This is a genomic window from Bacillus sp. UNC437CL72CviS29, assembly GCF_000482345.1.
Classification (GTDB): Bacteria; Bacillota; Bacilli; order Bacillales; family Bacillaceae_G; genus Bacillus_A; species Bacillus_A arachidis.
The window spans coordinates 1-9,620 of sequence record NZ_AXVB01000040.1 but is presented as its reverse complement, the minus strand read 5'-3'; the positions used below and the strand labels follow the sequence as shown (position 1 = coordinate 9,620).

At 33.1% G+C, this 9,620-nt stretch carries 10 protein-coding genes; 2 read left to right on the top strand and 8 right to left on the bottom strand.

All coding sequences use genetic code 11. The annotated features are described in order from the left end of the window. Positions 1 to 275 precede the first annotated feature (275 nt). The 3 genes from M014_RS0120820 to M014_RS0120810 form a co-directional block, all read right to left on the bottom strand. Entirely contained in the window at positions 276 to 584 is a 309-nt protein-coding gene (locus tag M014_RS0120820; RefSeq protein ID WP_026593415.1) for a hypothetical protein, read from the bottom strand. A 36-nt stretch (positions 585 to 620) separates the two neighbouring features. Continuing rightward, on the bottom strand, positions 621 to 1,229 hold the full coding sequence (locus tag M014_RS0120815; protein WP_026593414.1) for a DUF3967 domain-containing protein: 609 nt from the start codon (positions 1,227 to 1,229) through the stop codon (positions 621 to 623). Positions 1,230 to 1,702: 473 nt separating this feature from the next. Then, positions 1,703 to 2,053, bottom strand: coding sequence for a hypothetical protein (locus M014_RS0120810; protein WP_026593413.1), 351 nt, complete (start codon positions 2,051 to 2,053; stop codon positions 1,703 to 1,705). Between the two features lie 482 nt (positions 2,054 to 2,535). Between M014_RS0120810 and M014_RS0120805 the strand changes: the two genes are divergently transcribed. Beyond that, positions 2,536 to 2,733, top strand: coding sequence for a hypothetical protein (locus M014_RS0120805; protein WP_026593412.1), 198 nt, complete (start codon positions 2,536 to 2,538; stop codon positions 2,731 to 2,733). Positions 2,734 to 2,944: 211 nt separating this feature from the next. Here M014_RS0120805 and M014_RS0120800 read toward each other — a convergent pair whose 3' ends face one another. After that, complete coding sequence (locus M014_RS0120800) at positions 2,945 to 3,718, bottom strand: Cof-type HAD-IIB family hydrolase (RefSeq protein WP_026593411.1); 774 nt, start codon at positions 3,716 to 3,718, stop codon at positions 2,945 to 2,947. 244 nt (positions 3,719 to 3,962) lie between these two features. Between M014_RS0120800 and M014_RS0120795 the strand changes: the two genes are divergently transcribed. Further along, the gene (locus M014_RS0120795; RefSeq protein ID WP_026593410.1) at positions 3,963 to 4,820 is read left to right on the top strand and encodes an alpha/beta fold hydrolase; all 858 of its coding nucleotides are present in this window, start codon (positions 3,963 to 3,965) and stop codon (positions 4,818 to 4,820) included. An 86-nt stretch (positions 4,821 to 4,906) separates the two neighbouring features. Here the strand turns inward: M014_RS0120795 and M014_RS0120790 are convergent, their stop codons facing one another. The 4 genes from M014_RS0120790 to M014_RS0120765 all read right to left on the bottom strand — a co-directional run bounded on the left by M014_RS0120790 (position 4,907) and on the right by M014_RS0120765 (position 9,303). Then, positions 4,907 to 5,467, bottom strand: coding sequence for a helix-turn-helix domain-containing protein (locus M014_RS0120790; protein ID WP_026593409.1), 561 nt, complete (start codon positions 5,465 to 5,467; stop codon positions 4,907 to 4,909). 883 nt (positions 5,468 to 6,350) lie between these two features. Next, positions 6,351 to 7,004: a hypothetical protein gene (locus tag M014_RS0120780; protein WP_026593408.1), complete on the bottom strand. Its 654-nt coding sequence runs from the start codon at positions 7,002 to 7,004 to the stop codon at positions 6,351 to 6,353. A 212-nt stretch (positions 7,005 to 7,216) separates the two neighbouring features. Beyond that, a complete protein-coding gene (locus M014_RS0120775; RefSeq protein WP_026593407.1) occupies positions 7,217 to 8,683 on the bottom strand; it encodes a plasmid recombination protein in 1,467 nt (488 codons plus the stop codon). A 386-nt stretch (positions 8,684 to 9,069) separates the two neighbouring features. Then, positions 9,070 to 9,303, bottom strand: coding sequence for a hemolysin XhlA family protein (locus tag M014_RS0120765; protein ID WP_026593405.1), 234 nt, complete (start codon positions 9,301 to 9,303; stop codon positions 9,070 to 9,072). Between the last annotated feature and the right edge of the window lie 317 nt (positions 9,304 to 9,620).

Below are 9,620 nucleotides of genomic sequence, written 5' to 3'. Positions count from 1 at the left end.
TTATCATACAAATGATCTGTATATCAAAGATGAATTGATGTGCAGATCATTTGTGTGAGCAAAGTCCCTTTAGCATTATGAAGGGACTTTTTTGTTATTAATGAATGTAAACTTTTGTATATTAGTTTACATTCAAATATCATAAAACGTTGACCTTATACCAAATCCTCTGATATCCGCAAAACGCACAACAAAAGTATACATTCAAAACACTGTAAATAAAGAAATATAAAAATACTTATTTTAAAATAAAATACAATCTATCCTTATAAATTTTAAATAATAAATGAAATTCGATCTGGTAAATCAATATTTTTAAAATTCTCCATTCCACCACATTTTTCAACTTGCTTATATACTTTAAATGCGCACTTATAAAATAATTGGAAATGTTCCTTAGGCATCTCATCAAGTAAAATATAGCCTTCTTCAGAGGTTATTTTATCTTTCAAAATCTTAAAACGCCATCTTTCATACCTTTCTGGGTATTGCTCGCAACTATCAATATTAGGACCAAAACTATAAATCGCATATTTGCTATTATCTAATTCTTTTATTATTGTAATCGGTGGGTATCTTCCCATTTCAATTCACCCCTTAATTAATCAAAATTTAAAAGATTATTTCCAAAACTCATACCATTTCTTACCTTTACTTGCTGCAATTATCTTCTTAACTTCCTGAACTTCTCTTATTGTTTGCATAAGCATTTTATCACGACCTTGATTCTTCACCATATCTTCGCTTGTATTCATCGCTATAAGAGCATGGGATTCCTGTATCGCTTGTATAGCGCCCAATAACTCTAATTCTCTTTGTATGAATCGCTGGTCTTGCTCCGCTAATCGTTTGGTCAATTCCTGTAGTAAGTCATTTTGCTTTTCAATGACTTCTTTTTGATTTTGAATCATCGTCTGTAGCGTTGTGGCGTTGAAATCGGGTTCTTCATAGCGCTCAATTTCGTGTCGCTCTAATGGCAATACCTCAACACCTTGATGCCATGATACTATTTGTTTTGTGGCGTTTTCTAATGTTATGTCTGTGTCGTTCTTTAAGTTGATAACCTTACGAAACACCATTACATCACTTTCTCTATACTTCCTATGCCCACGTTCATTCTTTATGAAAGTATAACCCTCTTTTTCTAGTACATCAGCATACTTACGTAATGTACTAGATTGGATACCTAGTTGCTCTGCCACATCGCCAGGACTATATAACGTCTTCATAGCGCTTCACCTCAAAAATATATTCGCTATAGCAATGATATACCCTTTTCCCTAATAATTCACATATTACTTATTTTCATTTTCAACTTACATAATCTCCACATGCATAATCAATTTAGTACATATTATAATCCCCAGCTTAGAAACACATATCAAGTTTAAATTTAGAGACCCGTTACCTCACAATACCAACACCAAAATCTCTTCAGTTTATACAAGATTTTATGCAAAAACAGAATAGCGAGGATCCATAAAATCCCCGCTATATCAACCATGTATAAAATCCTGCATATCGATTTTACATAAAAGGAAAAGAAACCCTGATAAAACTAAGGATTCCACCTTACCCTTGCTACCGATAATATTACGTTATGTTAACCTTATATGTATAGAATATACAGTTAACTAAAAATGAAAAGTTTACATTTGAAAATGAACAATAAAAAATAGTAGTGTAAAATCACTACTATTTTTTATTGTTTCTTATAAATGAATTTTTTGTATTCCTGTCTATATAATTTAAACGAATAAATAGCTCCAATAAAGAATACAAAAGCTTCAAATAATATAAAGATTTGGCGGAAATTCTCAATATCTTCACCAACTAAAGAAATAAATATAGCATTCATTAAAATTTGAGTAGTAAACATACGAGAAGTAATTTTTAAATAAATAGCATTTGTTCTTTCATCTGGTTTACCAATTTTTTTGTAAATAATAATAAGTGCAATTACTGACCCCAAAAATAGAAGTGCTGTAAGTCCTACAACGATATTAAAATTGATTGTACTTTCTAACATCCATTTATTTAATAGATCAATCATTATTATCTTCCTTTCCTACATAAGAGAATATTTCGTTCTTCTTTTTCACTATAATGAAAAAAGAAAAAGGAAAACATCGAACTCTCTTACAAACATTCGTGTATTCTTACAGTTTTGTCATTTTGTAAATGTATTCATCGCCTTGCCTTTCACTATTTTCTTTGAAAAACATAGTGAATTACGAGAAGGAGCGCTACAAGATCAACTTCAGAGAACAATAATTATGTGAACACAAAAGTCCTCCAGTTAAACAATCTGGAGGACTTTTAATAATCTCCTAAATACATTGAATCCCGATAATGATGCGTTATGTTAACTGAACATGAATAGAATATACAATATACTTTTATCTATTTGGCTATGTTAAATAGCCTTGTTGATACTTTCCATTCTCTGTCGAAAAAATTTATGATAAACTCAAATTATCAATTTTTACCAAATTAACATGTGTTATTCCACTAATGGATAGAGGGGGTTATGGAATGAAGGAAAATTTAAAGAGAGCATGGATACTTTCCTGGTTTGCCCTTTTAGGTCAGTTGGTATTTTTTATAGGAGTATCGTTACTCACTGAAAATTGGCGGTATGTAATGTGGAGTTTTATGGTCAGTATGATTGTAGGAGTTCCAAGTATAATTCGCACCTATAAATCCCAAAAAATTGCTGATACAAAAAGGTAGAAGGTTCAGTTACACCTATCCTTCTATTATATCAGCTAAGGAGTTCCCTCCTGTCTAATACTTTATTCTATAATCTAAAACATTTTTTTAATTAAACAAGCAGCTAAAAGGATCTTCAAATGGAAGATCCTTTTTCATCCCTATAATGTTACGTTATGTTAACCGAGCATGTATAGGATATACATAGCAACTCTTTAGAAAAAAGAGACATTTATATTACCTGATATTCCTTTAATGCAAATTCAATTCCATCTTCACTTGATTTCTTTGTTACGAAATCAGCAACCATCTTTAACTTTTCATGACCGTTCCCCATTGCAATCCCGAGTCCCACTAATTCTAACATATCAATATCATTTTCCCCGTCTCCAAATGCAATAGCTTCTGATTTATCTATACCGAAATAATCTAAAACTTTCAGTATCGCTAAAGATTTTGTAACATCCTCTTGAAGAACACTTAATACATAAGGATGCCATCTTTTGAACATTAAATGCGGGAATTTTTGTGTATACTGCTCAACCGTCGTGTCATTGGCATACAAACACATTAAGTATATCTCTTCATTGTAAATAAGTTCATTAGTTTTAGGATAATCATTCAATGATAATGTTTCCTTTAGCGCTTTTAATATATTTTCTTCTTTTACACCATTCATATTGAATTCTTTTGTATAAAATGAAAGGCCATGATTTTCTGTTGCTGCATATTCAAATATCTCTTGCACAATGCGTTTATCCATTGTTAATTTATGAATGACCTCTTGATTATGTATAGTAAATGCCCCATTAGCTGTAATAAACGTATCTATACCTAACTGTCTAATTTCTTCACACATAGATAGAGGTCTTCCCGTAGCAGCTACTACTTTTAGACCTTTTTCTTTTAAGCTCTTTACTGCCTCTATAGTTTTTTCAGAAATACTTCCATTTTCATGATGTGTAAGGGTTCCATCAACATCAAAGAACACAATCTTATAACTCATATTAATCCCCCTGGTAAAGTTAAAAGTGAAAACATAGTACATGTCTTAGTTTTAACTATTAATAAGCTTAATTACAATATTTTACCATTGGCGTGTAGGATATAGAAGGATTTCTTCACTATCGATATTGATGCGTTATGTTAACCTTACATGAATAGAATATGCAGATTTCTAAAGTAGGTTTTCCAATGAACCGTCACGAACTATTAATGATGAAAAGTTCATCTTAAGGAGGATTTATAAAATGAAAAATTTAATGACAAGCGATGGTACTACCTTACATATAAGCAAAAGTGGACAAGGATTACCTTGTATTTTCTTACATGGAGGGCCTGGTTATTGGAGTTACTCTTTTGAACGGGCAGGTGGCCCTCTTTTAGAAAGTTTTATGGAAATGCATTATCTTGATCAGCGGGGATGTGGTCACTCTTCACTCTCTCCGAAAGGAGATTACTCACTAAAAAGATTACTTTTAGATCTTGAGGAAATAAGACAAGAATTAAAGATAGACAAATGGATTGTAATGGGACACTCATTTGGTGGTATTTTAGCTACTAACTACGCCAAACAATACCCTGACAGTGTCTTAAGTTTAATCTTGCTTAATTGTACACTAAACAAGCGAGAGTCAAACCTACATCAAATGAATGTAGGAAGAAGCTGGTTAGGAGAAGATAATGCTTTGGATTCTTATGAGTCAATCGAGTCTTTCTATGAAGACTTTTCTGCAATGGCTGAAAAACTGCTAGAAATGGGAAAATATTATGATTTACAGTTCACGGATAGAAAAAATCTTAAAATCTTAAAAGACTTAGACAAAGAACTTGAACACCGCCCCGATTTTCGTAAATATGTACATGCTGATCCTGAGTTTTTTCAAGATTATACTCAAATCACAGCTGAGATTTCAATACCAACTCTCGTAATTAGTGGCAAATATGATGATGCTATTGGACCAGATCACTATAAAAAATTTAAGTTTCCCAATATGTCCGTTGCTATTTTAGAAGATAAGCATCATCCTTATTTAGAAAACAAGGAGGAATTCAAGCGCGCAATTCAAGAATTTGTACTAGCTATACCTACTCTAAAAACAACTTAAATTTACTTCCAATAACGATAATTATGTAAATAAACACAAAAGTCCTCCAGTTAAACAATCCGAAGGACTTTTAATAGTTTTCTAATTTATCTTCCAAATACACTCAATCCTAAATAAATCAAACTATAACTAATTAAAGCACTTGCAAGCATTAAACCTATTTTTAATAATTTGTCTTTTATATTAAGCTTTACCTCACTTACAGGTTTTCCCTCTATAAAATCAACTATTTGACGATAAGTTTTTAAATTATGTTCTTTTTTTATGTTTTCAACTTGCTGTGATGAAAACATAAGCAAAATCGTAAGTACCAAAGGTATTATAAGGCCATAATAACCAAAAAAGTGAAATACAGGTGCAATAGAAATAGGAAGTATAATCATTGATGCTAACATGATGTAACTCCACTTAAAGAAATTTGATTTTTGAAGTTCTTCTTTCATGATCTTTACATCTCCTTTAACTAAATCATCCAGGGAGACGTTAAAGAGAATACTCATCATTAGTAAATTATGAATATCTGGATAGTTTCTTTCATTTTCCCAGTTAGAAATAGATTGTCTGGAAACATGAATTTTTTCTGCTAACTTCTCTTGGGACATATTATCCCGTTTACGAAAATATTGTATTTGTCTACCAATGTTCATCTATACATCTCCCTTAAGTTTGAGGTTAAGTTAAAGGCTAATTAAAGACTACCAAACTTCTTTATAATAACGTGATTTTAAGGTGTAAAAATGTTTTATCATGCTATTCCCCCCTTATTTTTCAGTATGAGTACTCGCGGTTCGTCGGGTACAATTACTGATCCAAGTCAAGCAACTGTTTAAGAAATAAACTTCTACTAGTACCTCTGCTAGGGTTAGTTTTTTTGTTTTAATCTTGTCTTTTTATATATTGCAAATCGAGCAAAGCAACAACCGTTTTCGGACAAACAAATGAAATTTCGAGAACGAAAGAACAGTAAAGGTTCTAGGAAACTTCCTAGCAAGTCAAAAAACGATGTTTTTGGGGATTGTCATGGTAATCCCGTAGCTTGCCCACTCCCTTTGTTTGGATCTTACCCTTTGGTCTTCCATTGCTTTTTGTTTGGAGTGCTGGCTCGTCGTGTGGGGACGAGACCCCACGGTTTGAAACGTAACGTCATAACGGATAAGAACGAATCCAGGACGAATGATCTTGGCGGTTCGGCTCGTATACTTGCTAGTCCAAGTCGAGAACCATTGCATTGCTTTTTGTCCTTCGGCTTGGCCAGAAAAGCAAACGAGCCGAAAAAAGTTTTGCCAGGATGGAGCAAAGCGAAAAGGGTGGAGATTTTTGAATGGGTTTCTCAAAAATACGACCCGTTCCTTGCGGAACTTTTAGCCCTATATATAAGAGTGAGAAGAGCAAAGTGAAAAAAGTCAGTAATAACAAGGGTTTATACGATGTGGGGTGTGAATTTTTTTTCACACCTGTGTGAATTTTTTTTCACACCTATAAAATGGAAAATGATACAAAAAAGAAAGATGTCAATAGTAAAATTGACATCTAAAATAAATAAATTGGTAATTTGTGTTTTTTGATATCGCCCTTAACCTTAAAATTTCTTAATGACTTTTTAAAAATATGTTGAGTTGCTCTATCAACACTATCCTTAGGAGAACAACACATAATATTAGGATTTACAAACCATGTACGACTTGTGCAAATCCTGCCATCATCAGTTGTCATTCCTGCTTCTGCAACCCCTAAAACACCTTTCTTTAGCAAAGAATTCATTGTTTTAGAAACACTCTCTCTTGTTTTACCAAGCTTTTCAGCTAAATAGCTAGGTGTTGCTGCATTAGCATCAATTTCATTATCATTACTGCTTTTTTCAATAATTACATTAGTTTTAAATTCTAAATAAGAAGAAATCTGCAATAAAAACGCTTGCTCTGCATTGGTGAAATATCCAATACCATTCAAATATTCCATATTATCCATTATAATCTGCACAAATCTCACCCGATCCGTTGGTTTTTTCTTTTTTGCAATGAAATATTCTTCTCCGCCAGTTGCCTTACTTAATAACTGTAAGAGCATTGCTTTCTCTTCTTCTGAGTAACCGCCGGCTTGCAACTGATCATAAATACTATCAATCTTACTATCTCTTAACTTCGCTTTTTTTTCAGCTTGTCCAAAATCTACAACTTTTGTCATAAAATAATTCTCTCCCTTAGTGGAAGGAATCAACTTTTATATGTTAGAATGTATATAGAATATATATTGGTTGATTCCAACCTTATTATGAAAAACCGCCTGTCCGCCAAGACTTTGGGCGGTTTTTTCGTCTTTCTTTATAATAACATGAAATAAGTTACTAAAGGTTTCCATCTACTAAAAATCAATTCTCTTTTTCACCATTATCACGTCTATCTTTCCATATCAAACCCTCTCTGCTTATTCACTTCCCTCTTATGTTCCTGTTCAAAATGATTATTAACTCCCCTACCAACCAATTCATTTTTAACAAGCTCTCTAAGCATCTGAAATTGCTCTTTTAAAGCTTTTTTCGTTTGTTGGTATAAAACCATTATATTTGTTTGTAAATCCTTTATATGAGCTTTTAAAGCTCCCATTTCCTTATGTAATACACTAACTTCTTTTTTTAACTCACCTTTTTCTTGTTTCAATATCCTATTCTCTTCCATCCAACCCTCTGCAGTCATTTTTAAACTTTGATACTCTTTCACAAAGTCTGTTTTTCTCAAACGCTCATAATCCTTTTTGATAGTAACCGCTGCATTCACTTGTTTTGTTAATTCTTGATATTGTTCTGGTGATAACACATAATTTCTTGTTTGTTTCTTCTTGATTTCAGCTTTTCCAAACACTTTATCATGTACTTCTGTTACTACTTCTTTACGCAAAAATGGAATTTTAATAGGTTCATTTGGTAATTGATCCGCAACACTATCTAATTCTTCTTGCTGTTGTTTTACTCTTTTTTCTAATTCTACATAACGCTGGCCAATCAACTGCAGTTTTTCACTTTCACTTTCCACTTGTTGTTTCACTGTTTCTAATTCTTTATACCGATCAACGACATCACTTTCCAAACTCTTTTTCGCTACTTGTAATTCATTTGTTTTTTCTTCAGCACTTTTTAAGTGATGGTCAATCGTTTCTAACTGCATTTCTTTTTCTTGTACTTGATTCTCAACAAGTGATTTTGTTTCTGCATATTCCTTGTATTGACGGACTTTCATATATTTATGTGAACCTACATTAGCACGTTCAAAATTCGGAATGTGTTCTTTCGCTAATTGCTCAATATAAGCCGTTTCCACTTCTCTCCAATGCGCAATTAACTTTATTCCCGTTCCTTCAACACCTTGTTGTTGCAAGGCTCTATCCATTCCGACACGCCTCGTTAATCCTCGACTACTTTCGAAATTCGGTACATAGTTAATATGTAAATGCGGATTTGCTTCATCATCATGCAAAACCATGTTATAAACTGCTAAATTTGGATTTCGCTCTTGAAACGCCCCAGCGTACTGTTTTAACGCTTCCTTTTTGGCTTCCCTATACTTTGGGTCGTCTTTGCCTTCCCCAATCGCTACAACGAGTTCTCGTTGCTCATGTGTCTTTTCGTCTTTATGTATTTTGTCATAGTAGTCCTTAATCTTACGGTCATTCCGTTTTTGTTTCTCGTTATACTTGTCTACCGCTTCTTGAAAAACATCCTTGTATACACTTCGGATATCTTTTTGAACAAAATAAATATTCTCGTCTAACCTGGATGGATCGATGCCAGGATTCCCATGAATGTTTTCCCTGTTATTATGGCTTAATGAACTTTGGTGAGATTGATTAAATGAAATAGAGAACAACATAAAGTGCCACCACTTCCCCTAGATTAATTGATACCATAAGTCTAGCAAAGCGACGAAATGGAGTCAATTAACGTAACTCTATACGTATTTTGACGCTAACGCATCAAAATCGATAGGGGTCTGCGACGCTTGTCGGCTTTGCCGATCCATGCTTAGCATGGTAAAAACAAACCTTGGGCTTTGCCCAAACCCACTGGGGAACTCTTCCCCAGACCCCATCCATCGAACTCCCCAACCCCTCAATCCTTGAGGGGCTCCCTCGCCGGTTGGCAGGAACAAACAATGTTTGTTCACTACCAAGAGGGTTTGGGTATCGTGCAGTTGGTCAAGTCAAATACTCCCTCTGCTTCGCTAGGTCCGTTTTGATTGACCAACACCTTTTTTTCCTATAACAAGTTTCTTGCGAGTACACCAAGTACCCCTGTTACCAATGCGCTTACGATCAATCGTAAAATCCATGTAGTATTCGCACTGATTTTATCTAATTGTTTATTAATAGTTAAAACATCCCTTTCAGCTACTAGTATTCTTGCTTCTAAATTTTTCACATCATGTTGAATAGCTTTTAAATCTAGATTCATTTGATTAACATCTTTTTCTAGTTCCTCCAATTGTGTCATATAACATACTCCTCCTTTACAATTAATTCTTAATACATTATATGTATATAAAAATAAAAGGTTATAGTATAAAAAGAGCAAGTTACACTTGCACATACAACATCTCCTAAAAAAAATTAAATACTAATCAATATGATTTACCAAAAATAAACAAGTCTTGATCAATTATTCTATAAAATCTTTTTCTCTCTATTTTTAAGTATGAGACAAAAAATTAGATAAAACAAAAAAGCCTTACCTCTGTAGGCAAGACTCCACTAGTGTAGTTGTATAGTATTTATAAAACAAGTAAGAAACTAAAAACATATAACACCAAG